Genomic DNA, 16,985 nt, shown 5'->3' with positions numbered 1-16,985 from the left:
CTGTTGTAAATTTGCACACGACCAGTTTGATGGGTGCGGTACCGCACCGAGACCGTGGAACTCGCACTGTTATTCTTTATCCAACAAACGTGTCAACGCATTCGATGTCAACAACCCTTCAACTTATGGGAGTTACCTGTGAATAACACGAAGAAGATCGCCCTGGCTGCGGTCATGCTCTGCGCGGCTGGCACCACCATGGCCCAAGAAATCAACCCGTCGTGGTATGTGCAGCCGAACCTTATCTACGCGAAGCCGGACGACCGCTTCGGGCTGGACAAGAAAGACTGGGGTGGCGGCCTGAAGTTCGGCAAGGCCGTGTCGCCGATGTGGGACATCCAGTTCGGTGGCAGCCAGATTCGCGCAGAAGACGGACCTGCCGAGTATCGCCAGACCCTGCTGGGCGTGGACGGCCTGCTGATGCTCTCGCGCGAGCGCTTCCGTCCCTTCGTGCTCCTCGGTGCCGGCGTCGGGCGCGACAAGGTGCAAAACCCGTTGCGCAACGTAGAAAAGAATTCACCCTACCTCACCGCCGGTCTCGGTTTCCAGGCTTCCCTGAGCCCGCAATGGTCGCTGCAGGCCGATTTCCGCGCGGTGCGCAGCTTCCTGCGTGACGACGAGCTGTTCGGCTTCAAGCGTGCCAACAACAAATACCTGACCATCGGCCTGAACTATGCGTTCAACCCGCCGCCACCGCCGCCGGCACCGCCGGCGCCGCCACCGGTCGTGGAACCGCCGCCGCCAGCTCCGGAGCCGGTCGCGCCGCCGCAGCCACGCTTCGAGAAAGTCACCCTGGAAGCCACCAAGCTGTTCAACTTCGACAAGGCCGACCTCATCATGCCGTCGCCGAAGCTGGACGAAATCGCCGCCGCGCTGCAGGCCGATCCGAGCATTACCGACGTCGACATCACCGGCTACACCGACCGCCTGGGCTCGGAAAAGTACAACCTCAAGCTGTCCGAGCGCCGCGCCAACTCGGTGCGCGACTACCTGGTCAGCAAGGGCGTGGACGCCAACCGCCTGAAGGCCTACGGCAAGGGCGAGGCCAACCCGCTGGTCCAGTGCAGCGAGAAGAACCGCAAGGCGCTGATCGACTGCCTGGAGCCGAACCGCCGCGTCGAGGTCGAGCAGATCACCGTCGAGACGCGTGTTCAGTAAGCGCCGGCATCCCATGCCCCACTGCCCGGCCGCCCAGCGCGGCCGGATCGGCGGTGCATGAGGTTACCGTGTAGATCGGAGGGGGCTGCGGCCCCCTTTACATTTGGAGAATGAAACATGGCTGTCAAAGATTGGCTCCCGTATTCGCGCCGGCTGGCGCACGTGATGCGCTGTGCGGTGTCGGAATGGCTGGATCACCGCGCATCCAGCAAGGGCGCCGCGCTCGCCTTCTATACCCTGTTTTCGCTGGCGCCGGTCCTGGTGCTGGTGATCGCCGTTGCCGGCTTCTTCTACGGCGCCGAGGCCGCCCAGGGGCAGTTGATGTCGCAGCTGCGCGGCCTGGTCGGCGCCCAGGGCGCCGAGACGATCCAGGCGATCCTGGCCGGCGCCCAGAACAAGGAAACCGGGCGCATCGCGACCATCGTCGCCACCGTGCTGCTCCTGATCGGCGCCACCAGCGTGTTTGCCGAGCTGAAGGACAGCCTGGACGAGATCTGGGACGTACCGGCGCCGAAGAATGCCGGTGTCTGGAACGTGATCCGCACCCGCCTGCTGTCCTTCGGCCTGATCCTGGTGCTCGGCTTCCTGCTGATGGTGTCGCTGGTGGTCAGCGCCGCATTGGCGGTGGTCGAGACCTATATCGGCGGCATGTGGAAGGAAGCGGCCGTGATCATGGGCTGGGTCGCCTGGGCCGTCAGCTTCCTGGTCATCGCCACGCTGTTCGGGGTGATCTACAAACTGCTGCCGCGCATCAAGCTGTCCTGGCGCGACGTCACCATCGGCGCGCTCGGCACGGCGGCCTTGTTCACCCTCGGGAAATTCGGCATCGGCCTGTACATCGGCAACAGCGGCGCCGCCGACAGCTTCGGCGCCGCCGGCTCGCTGATCGCCCTGCTGCTGTGGGTGTACTACTCGGCGCAGATCTTCTTCCTGGGGGCCGAGTTCGCCCGCCAGTACGCGCTCAAGATGGGAAGTCTGAAACACAAGCCGGCGCATGAGACCGGGGACAAGAAGGCCGTGAACGCAAAGTAAACTGCAGGGTGTGCGGCCCCGCCGCACCCCCGTTCACCATCTCAACCACCCTACTCACCGAGTAGTTCAGCCAGCACTTCCATCCCTTCGACCCGCTCGGCCACCACCTTCAGCACCACCACCACCGGCACGCCGAGCAGCAGTCCCCAGGTCCCCCACAGCCAGCCCCAGAACAGCAGGCTCACGAACACGGCTGCCGGGTTCATCTTGGCGATGCGGCCGGTCATCCAGGTCGTGACGACCATGCCGACCAGGGTCGCGATCCCGAGCGACGCCCCGGCCACCAGGATGACCATGCGCAGCGACTCGAACTGGAAGAAAGCCACCGCGCCGGTCGCGATGGTGATCAGGAGCGGGCCGAAGTACGGCACGACGTGGGCCACGCCGGCAAAGGCGGCCCAGGCGCCGGCGTTCTCGAGCCCGATGGCGCGCAGCGCCGCCCAGGTCAGCAGCGCCAGCAGGACGTTGGTCACCAGCAGCATGAACATGTAGTTCTGGATCGCGTTGTTCATGTCGTCCAGGATATGGACGGTCACTTTCTTACGTGTCAGCGAGGGACCGGTGAGCTTGACCAGCTTGCGTTTGAAGGTGTCTCCGGCGAGCAGCAGGAAAAACACCAGGAATACCACCATGGTCGCCTGCGACAGGAAGGTCGCCAGGCTGACCGAGCCGGCCAGCACCCAATCCATCACGCGGATGTTGGAGGCGGCGGCGGCCGGCACCGGCGGCACGGACTGGGTGCGCTTCTGGATCGCGCGGCGCTGTTCGCCGCCGGTGGCGTCGGAGGCAGCGCGCTCGATCTCGGCGGCGGCCGCCTGCACCTGCTGGATGGTCGAGCGCTCGCCGCTGCTGTTGGTCAGGATCTTGGTGACCTTGGTCGTCAGCGTCGGCAGTTCGTCGATGATGTTGAAGAATTCGTCTTGCAGGCGGTACAGGGTGCCGCCCATCGCGCCCATGATCAGCACGGTGACGAGCGTGGCGCCGATGACGCGCTTGATGCGCCAGCGTTCGAGCCAGCGTACGACCGGGTTGAGGGTATAGGCGATGAAGATGCCGAGCAGGAGCGGCACCAGGAACTTCTGCGCCCACTGGAGCGCGAAGATGCAGGCAACAGTGGCGAGGATGCCGAGCGAAAGTCCGCGGGCATTGACGTGGATTGGCAGCCGCAGGCCGCCCACGTGCATGGTGAGATCGTCGCCAGCCTGGCTTGGCTCGGCGCCCGGCTCCACCGCCGGTGGTTCGACACCGGAGCTGGTGGAGGCTGGCGCCGCCGGGGCGGCATTGTGAGGCGCGCTGCCAGCGCGGGTACCCTTCTCTGCAGCAGGTTCAACAGGTTCGGATGGTGCAAGCTGCATGGATCGTGCCTTGACAATGGAGCCGGGCCGCCCCGGCAAGGGGGATTACTTGACGCGGATGTCGTTCTTCACCGAGCTTACACCTTTCACACCGCGTGCGATTTCAACGGCACGCTGTGCGTCGCCAGGCTGGGCCACGAAGCCCGACAGCTGGACGTCGCCCTTGAAGGTTTCGACGTTGATTTCGGTGGCCTTGACGGTCGGGTCGGCAGCGAAGGCTGCTTTCACCTTGCCGGTGATCACGGTGTCGTCGACGTACTCGCCTGCGCTGGCGCGGTCAGGCGTCGAGGCGCAGCCGACAGCGGTGACAGCGACGACGGCGGTGAAGGCGGCGGTAACGAGGCGTTGTGCGATTTTCATGGTAGCTCCTTAACAAAAATAAACTGCGTAAAACTGCGATGGTGGAACAACAAGGTAGCCCATGCGGGCAAGGGGCGGTACCGGCACGCCGGCCCGCAATTCAATTCAAATCAATTATTTCCCGAACGCGGTCTTGGCGGTGTTCACGCACTGGTCCTTGACCGCACCGGCATAGGCGTCGCACTTCTCGATCGCGACACGGTATTCGGCGGCGAGCTTGTCGGCGCGCGCATCCTGGCGCGCTTCGATGCTCTTGCGGTCGGCCTTGGCATCGGCCTGTGCGGCGATCAGGGTGGCCTTGGCCTGCTCCAGGCAGACGTCGCGATCATTGCCGGTGACGGCGGCGCAGCGCACCTTGTCGCGGTCAAAATTGGCCGACGCGATGCGCATGCGGGCCTGGGTATAGGCCGACAAGGTATTCTTGTAGGCCGCCTCGGCTTCTTCCTCGACGCGCACCCGCGCCGCGCGGGCTTCGGCCATGCACAGGTCATGCGGATTGCCGGCGATCTGGTCGCAGCGGGCGCGGGCCGCCTTGTAATTCGTTTCGGCCGTGCCCCGGGCCTGTGCAAAGACCGCCTTTGCGTCCGGCATGACCTGGGCATGTCCCGATCCAGCCCAGGCGAGCGCGGCGCCGACGAGCAGGAATGCATGGGATGTTTTCATTTTTTATTCTCCATTTGTCAACACGCTAATGACGTTTTACACGTGTGCTGCCGAGCTTTCTGTTCGGTGCCGAACACAGCAGCGGAGCTGCAACAATCGCGCCGGATTTGCATCGACACCCGGGTTTAAATACATGGAGCAAAGACCGTTAGGCAACGCACAGACCCGCCATACGGCTGTGGCTAAGCTTGACTCACATTTTTGTCAGGAGAACAACATGAAAGCAACCCGTACCCTTGCTGCTGCTGCACTGGCAACCACAGCCCTCCTCACCGGCTGCGCCAGCACGTCGTCGGATCCATACGCATCCAACAACGGCTACAACAGCGGCTATAACAATGTGTCGATGGGCTATGGCACGATCGAGTCGATCCAGGTGACCCAGGGCGCCAACCGCACCAGCGGCGCCGGCGCAATCCTTGGCGGCGTGGTCGGCGCACTGGCCGGCAACCAGGTCGGCAGCGGCAGCGGACGTACCGCGGCCACCGTGGCCGGCGGCGTGGCAGGCGCGGCAATCGGCAACAACGTCGAGCGCAACCGCCAGGCCGGCAGCGGAGAGATGTACCAGATCAATGTGCGCATGGATAACGGCGAATACCGCGCCGTGAACCAGGACAGCGTCTACGACCTGCGCGTGGGCAACCGCGTGCGCATCGTGGACGGCCGCGTCTACCGCTACTGATCACGCTGTCGGATCCGACCGGCGACGTCTTCCGGTCGGCCCGACTGCGGCACTTCCTACCGTAACGCCGGAGGACACCATGCGAACCTTCCCTACCGTACTGCGTGCGGCCTGCGCCTGCCTGCTCGGCAGCGCCCTGCTCGCCCACGCCCAAACGCAGCCCCGGACCAGCAGCGACGCCCTCGTCGAGCCTGCCGCCGCCAGTAAACAGGCACGCGAGATCGCCCAGGGCGACCCGGCGCGGTGGTACCGCGAAGATGCGACCCGACAGGCTCAGTTGCGCACACTGCACAAGGAGATGGGTGCGGCATTGCAGGAAGCAAAGAACGCCTGCAAGAAGGCGCCGGCCGCCGAGCGCAGCGCCTGCCTGCAGGAAGCGCGCACGGTCTACCAGCAGGACATGGCGCAGGCCAAGGCACGGCTGGACGGGCAGATGCCCTGAGTTGATCTACACTGGTCATGTAGACGGCTCGTCACCCGGTCCCTCGCTGGGTCCGGTGTACGGCCGTTGGTCGAACACAGGACCGCCCTCCCCCCGATAACACACGCACGCTCTGCGCCGACGCGCGCTTTGACGCATCCAGTCCAGCGAAAAAAAACGGCGCGCAATCGATGATTGCGACGCCGTTCAAGCCCCACCATATTCAGTTTGACTTTGCTCCGGCTGTACCCGCCGAATGTGTCGGGTGAATCACTGGCGCTGGTGACGGCGCTTGTTCAGGTACCAGCCGGCCACACCGAGCAGGATGGCGGCAGCGCCCACCGGCTTGCCCAGCCGGCGCTGGCGAATGAAGTTGTAGGCCGCCATGCCATAAGGCATCAGCATGGAGACGCTGGTGCCGGTCGGCCGCAACAGGGCGTCGGCGCGCGAACGCAGTGCCCAGGTGGCGTGGTCGATCGCACCGTGCAGCATGACGTCAGGCCGCGCCGCGTGACGGATGTGCGCCCGCGCATGCGCCACGCTGCTACGGAAAAACTCGCCTTCACGCAGCAGTTCCTGTTTGCGCCGCACCGGATCGATGCTGTGCTTGTGGCCGGCCAGTCCGGTGGTTCCCTCTTGATTGTGCATGTTTCCCCTCCTTCGTGTCGCTGCCTAGAGCAGCATGTCGCGGTCGTTCTTGAGTTCCTTCATGGTCGCAGGGAACGAAAGCTTGTTCTGCTTGAGCAGTGCCAGTCCTTTCGCCACCAGGACGCCCGTAATGACCAGGAACACGACGAACAGGATCAGCAGGATCTTCCAGCCCATGTCGTCCCATGCCAGCGCGACGATGGTCGCGGTGCCATAGGCGATGGCGAACCAGATGGCCAGGATGGCGGCGCCGAACAGTGCCACCAGTTCGATTAGGTGGTTGCGCACGTCGGACAGTTCGAGCGCGGCCAGTTCGACACGCGACACGACCAGTCCGAACAGGCTCTTCATCAGGCTGGAGATCCCGCCCATGAGGCCGGGGTTATGCACGACGTTGTCGTCATTCTGCATGTCGGTCCCCGGCCGCACTTACGGCTTACGGCTCAGGAGGACGCCGAGCAGCACGCCGATGCCGGCAGCGACTGCCAGCGTACGGTAGGGGTTGTCCCTCACGTAGACATCGGCGTCGTGCGCCAGTTCCTTGCTGCGCTCGATGGCCTGGCCCTGGTATTGGCTGGCGCGGCCCAGCGCACGGTCGAGCATGTCCATGCCGCGGTTGCGCAGTTCCTCGGCCTTGTCGCCCGTCAGCGCGGCGGCGGCGGTCAGCATCGACTGGGCGTCGCGCACCAGGGCCTTGACGTCTCCCGAGGCTTCCGACGCGTTGCGGTCGAACTCGTAGCCATGGGCTTGGGATTTGTAGTTGCTGCGGGTGGTGTCTAGCATGTTCTGCTCCGTTGTTATTGATGGGTGATTAATGTGTAAACGGCGGTGGAACCGGCGGCGAAGCCGGCCTCAGGCCAGCAGGTCGCGCATGTCGTCGGCGTGCTCTTCTTCGACGGACATGATGTCGACCAGCAAGGCGCGGGTGGTCGGGTCCTTGTCGCCTATCGCCAGGATCATTTGACGGTAGGACTCGATCGCCACGCGTTCGGCGATCAGGTCGGCGCGGATCATCGCCTGCACGTCGTCGGAATCATCGTACTCGGCATGGCTGCGCGCGGTCAGCGTGGCCGGGTTGAAGTTCGGCGAACCGTTGAGCTGCACGATGCGCTCGGCGATGCGGTCGGCGTGATCCTGCTCCTGCTGGGCGTGTTCGAGGAACTCGGCCTTGATGTGGCCGGTGTTCGGGCCACTCACGGTGTAGTAGTGCCGCTTGTAACGCAGGATACACAGCAGTTCGGTGGCCAGCGCGTCGTTGAGCATCGCGATGACCGCCTCGCGGTCGGCCTGGTAACCCTCGGTGACGGCGCCGTCGTCGAGGTTGGCCGCCGCCCGGCGGATGGCCCCGACGTCGAAGCCATGCGCGAGGTGTTTCGATTCTTCCATGACTCAATTCCCCTAATTCAAAAGCCAGCTCAGCGCCCCGCGGTACGCGGCGGGATTTGCGCGTTCTCGTTCGACAGCACGATCTCGACACGGCGGTTGAGCTGGCGGTTGGACGCCGTATCGTTCGCGGCAACCGGGAAGGCCTCACCGTACGCCTTCATGGCGATGCGGTCGCGCGGCACACCCATGCTACCCAGCGCCGAGGCCACGGCTTCGGCACGGCGCTGCGACAGCTCCTGGTTATACGATGAGCTGCCGGTACTATCCGTAAACCCTTCGACCAGCACGGTACGGTTCGGGTTCTGTGCCATGACGTCGGCCAGTTTGCGCAAGGTCGACATACCGTTCGGCGTCAGCGTAGCCTGGTCGGTGGCGAACAGCACGTCACCAATCGTCACGATATAGCCGCGCTCGGTCTTGACGGCCTGCAGCTCGACCAGCAGCGCTTCGAGCACGGCGGCGCGCTGGACCAGCGCGGCGTTCTGCTCCTGGGCGGCGGCAGCCTGCTGCTGGGCGGCCTGGGCCTGCATCTGGGCGCTCTGCGCCTGTTGCTGGGCCTGCGCGGCCTGGTTCTGCGCCGCTTCGGCGTCGCGCCTGGCGCGGTCGGCTTCCGCGGTACGCGCGGCCAGGCGGACCTGGTCGCGTTCGCGCGAGGCGTTCGCGATGTCGGCTTCCGCCGCCTTGGCCTTGGCCACCTCCATCGCGGTGGCGATACGCTGCTTGGCCACATAGGCCAGGCGGTCGACATCGCTCAGGCTTTCGCGGCGTGCGGCCGCGGCATTGGCCTGTTCGAGCGCGTCGCTGGCCTGCTTGAATTCCAACGGCGCATATTGGGCGATCTGCGGGTTGTTATTGGCGGAAACGAAATCGGCGCGCGCCTGGTCCAGCGTCGGCGTCGTCATCGGAGAGGTGGCGCAGGCCGTGGCCAGCACAGCGGCGGCCAGCAGCGACATCGTGGAACGGGTTTTCATGGGTTTGTCCTTTTTTCCTGGGCGCCGCGTTCGCGCGGCGGTCAACGAAGGGAACTTCTTGTTATTGCTCGTATCGGCTTACTGGGTCGAGGTCGTCGCCGATGGCGCGTTGGCGCGTTCGACTTCCTCGCGCAGCACGCGCAGGTCGGCGTCGAGGGCATCGGCAGCCGATGTGGCCTTGGCCGACCTGGCCTTGCTCTGCGCCAGCTTGGCATCGGCCTGGGCCTGGATCGCCAGTTCGCGCGCCAGCTTGTAGTCTTTCGCCGCCAGTGCCGCATTGGCGCGCATCATCTTGTCGCGCGCAGCCGTGATCTCGGCCGGGGCCAGTTCGGCAGCGCCGGCCGACACCGCGTTCTCGACCGCATTGCGCGAGACCGCCACGTCGGCGGTGGCAGGGGCTTTCTGCGGGCTGGTACAGCCGGCCAGCACCAGCACGCCGGCGGCTGCAGCCGCGCCGGCAACCGATTTCAGGAGCCGGGTCATCGGGTCTTGTTGGTCCATCGCTTTATCTCCTGTTGATCAATCCTGTTAATAAGGAAATGTCCTTAGTAACGTTATAAACCTGTTATCTCTTGCCTTCGGTTCGCTGCCGCACATTGTTCGGTCCGTATCGTTTACCTCAATGGCAGAGCGTTAGGCACCGCACATTGAACGAAACGGGCTTTGCGCTAAGCTGGACTGAGTCTCCCCACAAATTAACGAAAGTCCGCCATGGCCGAGCACGACATGCCGGCAGCGCAGGTCCGTCATCCGGCGCGCCGCAAGAAAGTACTCCTGAGCATATTGGGGATCGTGATCGCGATCCCGCTAATCGCCATCGTGTTCATCCTCACCTTCGACTGGAACCGCGCCCGTCCCTGGATCAATGCCAAGGTGAGCGACGCCATCGACCGCCCGTTCGCGATCCGCGGCAAGCTCGATGTCGAATGGGAGCGCCCGGCCAGGAACATGGCGCCGGCCGAACGCACCTGGCGCGACCACATCCCCTGGCCGCACCTGATCGCCAACGACACCCACATCGGCAACCCGGCCGGCCTGCCGGCCCAGGATTCGGGCAGCGCACGCCAGTTCTCGTTCTCGGTCAATCCGTTCGCCCTGCTGTCGAAGACAATCAATATTCCGCTGCTGCGCTTCGACGGTCCGCGCGTGGACCTGCTGCGCCTGGACGAGGACCGCAATAACTGGACCTTCAAGCGCAAGGAAAAGTCCAAATGGACACTCGACCTCGATCGCGTGGTGCTGACCGATGGCATCGTGCACATCCGGGATGCGGTCACGAAGGCCGACGTGACAGCCCGGGTCCGCACCCTCGAGAACGACGCCCGCTACGGCGTCGGCTGGACCCTCGACGGCACCTACAACGGCGCCAAGGTCACCGGCGGCGGCAAGGCGGGGGCGGTGCTCTCGCTGAAACAGCAAAGCACGCCCTACCCGATCCAGGCCGATATGCGCTCGGGCAAGACGCGGATTGCGGTCGAAGGAACCGCCACGCGCCCTTCGAAGCTGGCGGCCATCGACCTGAAACTGGAATTGGCCGGCCCCAGCATGGACCAGCTGTATAACTTCACCGGGGTGGTGCTGCCGACCACCGGACCGTTCTCGACCGAGGGCCGCCTGACCGGCACCCTGGGCGAGGAAGGCGACGACGGCAAGCGGACGATGCGCTGGGTGTACGACCGCTTCAAGGGCAAGGTCGGATCGTCGGACATCGGCGGACGCCTCGAGTACGTCACCGGCGGGGCGCGGCCCAAACTGTCGGGCAATGTTCGCTCGCGGCAGCTGGTGTTCGCCGACCTGGCGCCGCTGATCGGCGCCGACTCCAACGCCGCCAAGAAAGAGCGCAACGCCGACGTCGTGCAGCCGGGCGGCAAGGTGCTGCCGGTCGAGGAATTCAAGACCGAGCGCTGGAACAAGCTCGATGCCGACGTCCGCTTCTCGGCCGACAAGATCGTGCGCGAAACGGCTTTCCCGATCAGCAAGCTGTCGACCCACCTGAAGATGAACAATGCGGTGTTGAACCTCGAGCCGCTGGAATTCGCGATGGCGGGCGGCACCGTGCGCTCGAATATCCGCCTCGACGGCCGCGGGCGCCAGGGACCGCAGGCGATCAAGGCCCAGGCCAAGGTCACCGCACGCAATATCGAGATCGCGAAGCTGTTCCCCAAGATCGAGCAGCTGCAGGCCTCGGTGGGCAGCATCAGCGGCGACGCCAGCTTGAGCGCGCAGGGCAACTCGGTGTCCAGCCTGCTCGCAGGCTCGAACGGCGAACTCAAGACCCTGATCAACCAGGGCCAGGTGAGCAAGCTGATGCTCGAGATGATGGGCCTGAACGTGGCGAACATCATCGTGACCAAGCTGTTCGGCGACAAGCAGGTGCAGCTCAACTGCATGGCCACGGATTTCGGCGTGACCAACGGCCTTGCCCGCACTCGTTATTTCGTGGTCGATACGAACGAGGCGCTGGTCAACATCAGCGGCAGCATCAACCTGGCCAACGAACAGCTGGATCTGCGCATCGACCCGAAGACCAAGGGACTGCGCCTGTTCTCGCTGCGCTCGCCGTTCTACGTGCGCGGCCCGTTCAGCGAGCCGGACATATCGGTCGACAAGGGTGTGCTGGCGATGAAGGCAGGCAGCGCCATTGCGCTGGCCGCCGTCGCACCGATCGCCGCCCTGCTCCCGCTGGTCAACGCCGGACCGGGCAAGGATAGCGACTGTGCACGCCTGCTGGCGCAGTCGCGCGAGAAGCCGACCGCGCCGCCGCCGGGCCGGACCGGGCGCCGCTGAAACATTTTTTACATGGCATTGTGTGTTGTCGAACAGATCATTAATTCGGTGGGCAATATCCTGTGTACATGGACTCGACGAACACTGCAGCATGAAACAACCTGGTATCGCGACCGCCCTGGCGCTCATTCTGGCCCTGGGCCAAATTGCAGGATGCGCGACGTCAGGCGGCGGGGGTCCGGTGGCGCAGTATGTGGACGATGCCACCATCACCGCCGGCGTCAAGGCTGCCATCGTTCGCGAACCGACACTGAAGGTATTCGAGATCGACGTCGAGACCGAGCAAGGCGTTGTACGGCTGAGCGGATTCGTCAGCTCGGCGGACAGTGTGGCGGCCGCAGCGTCGGTTGCCCGGACCGTAAAGGGCGTGAAGTCGGTCAGGAATGACCTGCGCTTGAAATAACCCACCCAAGGAGATCAACATGAAGAACATCAAACAACTGGTAATGACCGCAACCCTGGCAACCGCCGCCCTCGGCCTGACGGGCTGCGCCGGCATGTCGCAGCAGGATAAAGCCACCGCAGTCGGCGCCGGCGCCGGCGCCGTGGTCGGCGGCGCCCTCACCGGCGGCAGCCCAGTCGGCGTCGTTGGTGGCGCAGCCGTGGGCGGCGTGGTCGGCAACCAGGTTGGCAAGACCAACTAATCGGTTCTCGAATGCGAAAACAGGAAAGCCTGGCGATGCCAGGCTTTTTTTTCGCTTGCTCGTGTGTCATTTACATGGCGCCGAGGACCGGCTGCGTGCCCGCTTCCTTCACGATCTCGTAGCAGGTGCACGAGGCCGTGGCAAGGCCTTCCGGATCGAGGATCTCGATATTCCCGCGGCTGTAGTTGATCAGGCCCTGCTGCTGCAGTGCGCTGGCGGCCTTCGTGACGCCGACGCGACGCACGCCGAGCGCATGCGCCAGGAATTCGTGGGTCAGGTGGAATTTTTCCGACTGAAGACGGTCGCGCGTGACCAGCAGCGAGCGCGCCAGCCGCGCCTCCAGCACATGGAAGCGGCTGCAGACCGCGATCTGGATCGCCTGCGCCAGCAGCGTATCGGTATACCGGTACAGCACCCGCTGCAGCGAAGGATTACGTCCCACTTCGAAGCGGAAGCGGCTGCTGTCCATGCGGCTGGCGCTGCCGGCACGCTGGACGATGGCACGCACCTGGGCAGTCTCGTGGCCCAGCGCTACCGTGGCGCCGACCATGCCCTCGCGCCCAACCAGCCCCACTTCGAGCGTCATGCGGCCTTCGGCGACGCCCATCAGCGAGATCAGGCAATCGTGCGGAAAATAAATATAGCGCAGTGGATCGCCGGCCTCGCACAGTACCTCGCCGATCGCGACGGGAACCGGGTCGAGCAGCGGCAGGATCTGCCCCAGTTCCTGCGGCGGCAGTGCGGCAAGCAGCAGGTTGCTGTTGTGCTCGGCAATCGGCGGCGGTACGGCAAAATTCATCGGATTCTCGCGTGGGGGATGCATAAGCCAGGCCGTCGGATACATTTGCAAACAATTTAGACCAGCGTAACCGCCCCGCTGACCCGTGGTATGTACGGTGACGCACGGAACCGCTTGTTGTTCCTGAGGACAATCTGGCAATGCACAGGCTGCCCGCACCGTACAACGTCGGGCTCGACAAGAACACACCGGAAGGACACGCATGAACACCTCACCCACCCCATCCGCGCGCGGACGCATGCATCCGCTGATGATCCTGGCCGCACTGGCCGTATTGCTGTTCTGCCTGGTCGGCACCGCAGCCATCCTGGGCTGGATTCCGACTTCCGTCGGCAGCAACAAGGAGCGCCAGCTGAGCGAAGCCGAGCGCCTTGCGCTTGCCTCGACCCTGCCGCAGGCGACGCCTGGCTATGTGCAGCCGGACGGCAGCGCCCCCGCTGTCTACCCGGCCCAGCCCGCTGTTCCGGCCCAGGCCTATGCACCGGCACCTGCACCGAATTATGTGCCGGCGCCAGCGGCGGCCGCGGCGGCGGCGGCCCCGGCGACCGTGGTCGAACGCGTGATCGAAGAACCGGTGAGGAAGCCGGCTCAGGTGGCGGCCGCCGATAACGGCCGTAACTGGTGCTCGAACTGCGGCAACGTCGAATCGGTCCGCACCATCAAGCAGCGCGCCGAAGGCAGCGGCCTGGGCGCGGCCGGCGGCGCCATCGTCGGCGGCCTGCTGGGCAACCAGATCGGCGGCGGCACCGGCCGTACCATCGCCACCGCGGCGGGCGCCATTGGCGGGGCCGTGGTCGGCAACCAGGTCGAAGGCAATATGAAGGCCAGCACCAGCTACGAAATCCGCGTGCGCCTCGACGACGGCACCCTGCGCACCTTCCGCCAGAACAATCCGCCGGCGTGGCGCAGCGGCGACCGCGTTCGCATCGTGAAGGGCCGCCTGCGCTCGGTCGCCTGAGTCCATCGACACTCGCTCGCAAGCCGGGATCTCGCAAGGGATCCCGGCTTTTGTTTCATTTAGATAATTTTCTAAAAGCAATGTGCGGCAGCGCACGGAAGAATGGATGAGCTACCCCGACAATAGACCAACGCTATCACTGCGTGCGGTGCAAAAAAATAACCACTCCAAGGGGAACGCATCATGAACAGCAAAGCATGGGTCGGCATTATCGTCTGGGGTTTCATCGTGGCAAGCTTCGGCCTGCTGTCGGCGCATCCGGCGGGCGACACGGCGGCAGGCGGGCTGCAACCGCAGGACGTGGTGTTCCTGGTGGCGGGCGGTCTTGTTACCTGCCTGATCGGGGTGACCGGTCTGCTTGGCTTCATGGGATGGATCCCGGGACTGCGCAAGGAAAATGGGCACGCTTGATCCCTACGGCAAATTTATTGTAGTAAGTACGCCATCGAACAGAGGCCAGCAGTAGGCGCCGGCATACTGGATTCATAACGCCGAAAGTGCGTGATTTCAGCAAAGGAGCCTCATCATGTTATATACCATTGCCGTCATCCTGATCGTTTTGTGGCTGCTCGGACTGGTGACTTCGTACACCATCGGCGGCTTCATCCATATCCTGCTGGTCGTTGCCGTGATCATGATCCTGGTGCGCCTGATCAGCGGACGAGGCATCTAGTTGTGGCAGATTTTTTGTAGGGCCAATCCGTTTCGCAGTCGTGCCTGCGGCCGTTTTCCGCGAGCATGACCGCGAAGCGGATTTTCGTTTCTAAGGAGAGTATATGAATACCAAACTGACCAAAACCATCATCGCCGCTTCGCTCGTGGCCTTTACCGCCACCGGCTGTGCCGACATGAGCGCGACCCAGCGCGGCACCGCGCAAGGCGCCGGTATCGGCGCGGCCCTCGGCGGCATCGTCGGCGCCAGCACCAGCGGCGGCGGCGGCAAGCGCACCGCCGGCGGCGCGGCCATTGGCGCGGCTGCGGGCGCCGTGATCGGCAATATCTGGTCCAAGCGCATGGAACAGCAGAAGCAGGCGATGGAACAGGCGACCCGCGGCACCGGCGTGCAAGTCAGCCAGACGTCGGACAACCGCCTGAAGCTCGATATCCCGAGCGACGTCTCGTTCGACACCGGCCGTTCCGACATCAAGTCGAACTTCCAGCCGGTGCTCGATCGCTTCGCCAGCACGCTGCAGGAAAATCCGGCCACCACCGTGGTCATCATCGGCCACACCGACAACACCGGTACCGATGCGATCAACCAGCCGCTGTCGGTCGACCGCGCGGCGCGTACCCGCGACTACCTTGCCGGCAGGGGCGTGAACCCGAACCGCGTCACGATCGAAGGCCGTGGCTCGCGCGAGCCGATCGCATCGAACAACGATGCGTCGAGCCGCGCACGCAACCGCCGCGTCGAGATCTATGTCGCGGAGCGTGCTCCGGGTTGATGCACGAATAGCGTGGACCAAAGCCGCCCTGGTGCAAGCCGGGCGGATTTTTTTACGTCGCGGCGCTATAGTCGTTTTCACACGCATCCGGAGCTGTGCATGCACGACGACCATGGCGACCCTGTTCGCATCCTCAGGCAGGAAGCCCTTTCTGCCAGCTACTTCGCATTGAAGAAGGTGACGTTCATCCAAGGCCGCCGCGACGGCGGCGCCCAGGAACAGACCCGCGAGGTCTACCACAATGCCGGCGGCGCCGCCGTGCTGCTCTACAACCCGGACCGCCGCACCGTGCTGCTGACGCGCCAGTTCCGCATCGGCGCGCATCTGGCCGGCCATGACGGCTTCATGATCGAAGTCCCGGCCGGCATGCTGGACGACACCGAGCCCGGCGAACGGGTGCGCGCGGAGCTGCGCGAGGAAACCGGATTCCGCGGGCACGGGCTGCGCAAGGTGATCGCATTCTTTTCGAGCCCGTCGTCGCTGACGGAGACGGTGCATTGCTACCTGGGCGAATACCGGGATGGCGACCGCCAGGGCGCGGGCGGGGGAAAGAAGGACGAAGGCGAAGACATCGACGTCCTGGAGATGGACGTCGACGGGGCGTTCAGGAGGGTGAAGGAAGGCGGCATCGTGGATGCCAAGACGGTGATCTTGCTGCTGTTTCTGCGGGAAGAACTCCAGCAATCAAGCGGATCGCATTTGTAGGGTGGGCGGCTTCGCCGCCCACGCGTTCACATTACCGTAATGCAGCCCGTTCGTTGATTCAAGCTGCAACGATCACCGCGTGGGCGGGAGCCCCGCGCACCCTACAGGTTACGTCAACTCGGTGAACGCCAGGTACAACTCCCGCGCACGGCGCGCCACTGGCCCCGCTTCCAGCGTGCGGTCTTCGTAACGGGTGCATGGCGTGACCTTGCCGTAGTTGCCGGTGCTGAAGATCTCACGCGCGCTCAAGAGTTCATCCGGAGCGACGCTGCGTTCTTCGACATGCACGCCTTCCGACGCCAGCAACGCGATCACGCGGGCACGGGTGATCCCGGCCAGGAAAGTGCCGTTCAGCTTCGGGGTCACCACGGCGCCGTCGTGCGCCACGATGAACAGGTTCGAGGTCGCGAACTCGGCAACGTTACCGTCCGCATCGAGCATGATCGCCTGGTCGAAGCCGCGCGCCTTGGCTTCGCGCATGGCGCGGGTCGAATTGGCGTACAGGGCCGATGCCTTGGCGTCGGTCGGCGCCATATCCGGCTGGGGGCGGCGCAGCGTCGACAGGCAGCTTGAAAACCCCACGAAGGCAGGCAGCGGCGCGTCGAAAATCGTCAGCGCGAACTGGCTCGCCTCCGCCACGGGAATCAGGAAACCCTCGGTGCCGAACACCAGCGGGCGGATGTACAGCTCGGCATCGGCCGGGAATTTCGCCACACCCTCGCGCACCAGCGCTTCCATCTCGGCCACGCTCAGCGGGCAACGCAGGCCCAGCTTCTCGCTCGACGCGATCACGCGCTCCAGGTGCGGACGCAGGTCGGGCAGCTTGCCGCGCATTGCGCGCGCGCCGTCGAACACCGAGGAACCCAGCCACAGGCTGTGGTCCATTGCGCCATACAGCGGCACATTGCCTTCAGTCCACTGGCCGTTGAAATAAGTCAGGTACATGCTTCCCTCTTTTTTATTTTGAGTCA

At 64.5% G+C, this 16,985-nt stretch carries 23 protein-coding genes; 12 read left to right on the top strand and 11 right to left on the bottom strand.

Features of this window, described 5'->3' with window-relative positions:
• Positions 1 to 138 precede the first annotated feature (138 nt).
• A complete protein-coding gene (locus tag AC56LU_RS18610; RefSeq protein WP_497177101.1) occupies positions 139 to 1,158 on the top strand; it encodes an OmpA family protein in 1,020 nt (339 codons plus the stop codon).
• Positions 1,159 to 1,275: 117 nt separating this feature from the next.
• Positions 1,276 to 2,190, top strand: coding sequence for a YihY/virulence factor BrkB family protein (locus tag AC56LU_RS18605; RefSeq protein WP_497177100.1), 915 nt, complete (start codon positions 1,276 to 1,278; stop codon positions 2,188 to 2,190).
• 50 nt (positions 2,191 to 2,240) lie between these two features.
• On the opposite strand, the gene AC56LU_RS18600 is transcribed toward AC56LU_RS18605, so the two are convergent.
• The 3 genes from AC56LU_RS18600 to AC56LU_RS18590 form a co-directional block, all read right to left on the bottom strand.
• Positions 2,241 to 3,545 carry an AI-2E family transporter gene (locus tag AC56LU_RS18600; protein WP_497177099.1) on the bottom strand — a complete coding sequence of 435 codons (1,305 nt, stop codon included), beginning with the start codon at positions 3,543 to 3,545 and terminating at the stop codon, positions 2,241 to 2,243.
• A gap of 45 nt (positions 3,546 to 3,590) precedes the next feature.
• Positions 3,591 to 3,905, bottom strand: a complete 315-nt coding sequence (locus AC56LU_RS18595) for a BON domain-containing protein (protein ID WP_497177098.1) — start codon at positions 3,903 to 3,905, stop codon at positions 3,591 to 3,593.
• Between the two features lie 114 nt (positions 3,906 to 4,019).
• Positions 4,020 to 4,568: a hypothetical protein gene (locus AC56LU_RS18590; RefSeq protein ID WP_497177097.1), complete on the bottom strand. Its 549-nt coding sequence runs from the start codon at positions 4,566 to 4,568 to the stop codon at positions 4,020 to 4,022.
• 217 nt (positions 4,569 to 4,785) lie between these two features.
• On the opposite strand from AC56LU_RS18590, the gene AC56LU_RS18585 reads away from it, so the two are divergent.
• Together AC56LU_RS18585 and AC56LU_RS18580 are read left to right on the top strand one after the other, a co-directional pair.
• Positions 4,786 to 5,250 (top strand): outer membrane lipoprotein, encoded by a 465-nt coding sequence (locus AC56LU_RS18585; RefSeq protein WP_497177096.1) that lies wholly within the window; start codon positions 4,786 to 4,788, stop codon positions 5,248 to 5,250.
• Between the two features lie 79 nt (positions 5,251 to 5,329).
• Positions 5,330 to 5,692, top strand: coding sequence for a hypothetical protein (locus AC56LU_RS18580; protein ID WP_497177095.1), 363 nt, complete (start codon positions 5,330 to 5,332; stop codon positions 5,690 to 5,692).
• 249 nt (positions 5,693 to 5,941) lie between these two features.
• Here the strand turns inward: AC56LU_RS18580 and AC56LU_RS18575 are convergent, their stop codons facing one another.
• The 6 genes from AC56LU_RS18575 to AC56LU_RS18550 form a co-directional block, all read right to left on the bottom strand.
• Positions 5,942 to 6,319 carry a hypothetical protein gene (locus AC56LU_RS18575; protein ID WP_497177094.1) on the bottom strand — a complete coding sequence of 126 codons (378 nt, stop codon included), beginning with the start codon at positions 6,317 to 6,319 and terminating at the stop codon, positions 5,942 to 5,944.
• A 24-nt stretch (positions 6,320 to 6,343) separates the two neighbouring features.
• Entirely contained in the window at positions 6,344 to 6,730 is a 387-nt protein-coding gene (locus AC56LU_RS18570; RefSeq protein ID WP_497177093.1) for a phage holin family protein, read from the bottom strand.
• Between the two features lie 18 nt (positions 6,731 to 6,748).
• Positions 6,749 to 7,102, bottom strand: a complete 354-nt coding sequence (locus tag AC56LU_RS18565) for an ElaB/YgaM/YqjD family protein (RefSeq protein ID WP_497177092.1) — start codon at positions 7,100 to 7,102, stop codon at positions 6,749 to 6,751.
• A gap of 69 nt (positions 7,103 to 7,171) precedes the next feature.
• Positions 7,172 to 7,705: a ferritin-like domain-containing protein gene (locus AC56LU_RS18560; RefSeq protein ID WP_497177091.1), complete on the bottom strand. Its 534-nt coding sequence runs from the start codon at positions 7,703 to 7,705 to the stop codon at positions 7,172 to 7,174.
• Positions 7,706 to 7,734: 29 nt separating this feature from the next.
• On the bottom strand, positions 7,735 to 8,676 hold the full coding sequence (locus AC56LU_RS18555) for an OmpA family protein (protein WP_497177090.1): 942 nt from the start codon (positions 8,674 to 8,676) through the stop codon (positions 7,735 to 7,737).
• Positions 8,677 to 8,754: 78 nt separating this feature from the next.
• The gene (locus tag AC56LU_RS18550) at positions 8,755 to 9,177 is read right to left on the bottom strand and encodes a DUF4398 domain-containing protein (protein ID WP_497177089.1); all 423 of its coding nucleotides are present in this window, start codon (positions 9,175 to 9,177) and stop codon (positions 8,755 to 8,757) included.
• Positions 9,178 to 9,387: 210 nt separating this feature from the next.
• Here AC56LU_RS18550 and AC56LU_RS18545 point away from each other — a divergent pair, with 210 nt between their 5' ends.
• The 3 genes from AC56LU_RS18545 (at position 9,388) to AC56LU_RS18535 (ending at position 12,107) form a co-directional block, all read left to right on the top strand.
• Positions 9,388 to 11,463 (top strand): AsmA family protein, encoded by a 2,076-nt coding sequence (locus AC56LU_RS18545; RefSeq protein WP_497177088.1) that lies wholly within the window; start codon positions 9,388 to 9,390, stop codon positions 11,461 to 11,463.
• Positions 11,464 to 11,554: 91 nt separating this feature from the next.
• Positions 11,555 to 11,866 carry a BON domain-containing protein gene (locus AC56LU_RS18540; protein ID WP_497177087.1) on the top strand — a complete coding sequence of 104 codons (312 nt, stop codon included), beginning with the start codon at positions 11,555 to 11,557 and terminating at the stop codon, positions 11,864 to 11,866.
• A 19-nt stretch (positions 11,867 to 11,885) separates the two neighbouring features.
• Positions 11,886 to 12,107, top strand: a complete 222-nt coding sequence (locus AC56LU_RS18535) for a YMGG-like glycine zipper-containing protein (protein ID WP_497177086.1) — start codon at positions 11,886 to 11,888, stop codon at positions 12,105 to 12,107.
• A gap of 70 nt (positions 12,108 to 12,177) precedes the next feature.
• Here AC56LU_RS18535 and AC56LU_RS18530 read toward each other — a convergent pair whose 3' ends face one another.
• Positions 12,178 to 12,906 (bottom strand): Crp/Fnr family transcriptional regulator, encoded by a 729-nt coding sequence (locus AC56LU_RS18530; RefSeq protein WP_497177085.1) that lies wholly within the window; start codon positions 12,904 to 12,906, stop codon positions 12,178 to 12,180.
• Positions 12,907 to 13,108: 202 nt separating this feature from the next.
• Between AC56LU_RS18530 and AC56LU_RS18525 the strand changes: the two genes are divergently transcribed.
• The 5 genes from AC56LU_RS18525 to AC56LU_RS18505 all read left to right on the top strand — a co-directional run bounded on the left by AC56LU_RS18525 (position 13,109) and on the right by AC56LU_RS18505 (position 16,014).
• Positions 13,109 to 13,864, top strand: coding sequence for a glycine zipper 2TM domain-containing protein (locus AC56LU_RS18525; protein WP_497177084.1), 756 nt, complete (start codon positions 13,109 to 13,111; stop codon positions 13,862 to 13,864).
• A 183-nt stretch (positions 13,865 to 14,047) separates the two neighbouring features.
• A complete protein-coding gene (locus AC56LU_RS18520; RefSeq protein WP_497177083.1) occupies positions 14,048 to 14,275 on the top strand; it encodes a hypothetical protein in 228 nt (75 codons plus the stop codon).
• A 115-nt stretch (positions 14,276 to 14,390) separates the two neighbouring features.
• Positions 14,391 to 14,537, top strand: coding sequence for a lmo0937 family membrane protein (locus AC56LU_RS18515; protein WP_020652694.1), 147 nt, complete (start codon positions 14,391 to 14,393; stop codon positions 14,535 to 14,537).
• 103 nt (positions 14,538 to 14,640) lie between these two features.
• Positions 14,641 to 15,309: a YiaD family glycine zipper/OmpA-like lipoprotein gene (locus AC56LU_RS18510; protein ID WP_497177082.1), complete on the top strand. Its 669-nt coding sequence runs from the start codon at positions 14,641 to 14,643 to the stop codon at positions 15,307 to 15,309.
• A gap of 99 nt (positions 15,310 to 15,408) precedes the next feature.
• Positions 15,409 to 16,014, top strand: coding sequence for an NUDIX domain-containing protein (locus tag AC56LU_RS18505; protein WP_497177081.1), 606 nt, complete (start codon positions 15,409 to 15,411; stop codon positions 16,012 to 16,014).
• 108 nt (positions 16,015 to 16,122) lie between these two features.
• Here the strand turns inward: AC56LU_RS18505 and AC56LU_RS18500 are convergent, their stop codons facing one another.
• A complete protein-coding gene (locus tag AC56LU_RS18500) occupies positions 16,123 to 16,959 on the bottom strand; it encodes a branched-chain amino acid aminotransferase (protein ID WP_497177080.1) in 837 nt (278 codons plus the stop codon).
• Positions 16,960 to 16,985 lie beyond the last annotated feature (26 nt).

Source organism: Telluria sp. PB2R4 (genome assembly GCF_059685695.1).
Note: the sequence above shows the minus strand (reverse complement) of the source record. Positions and strands in the feature narration are given on the sequence as shown.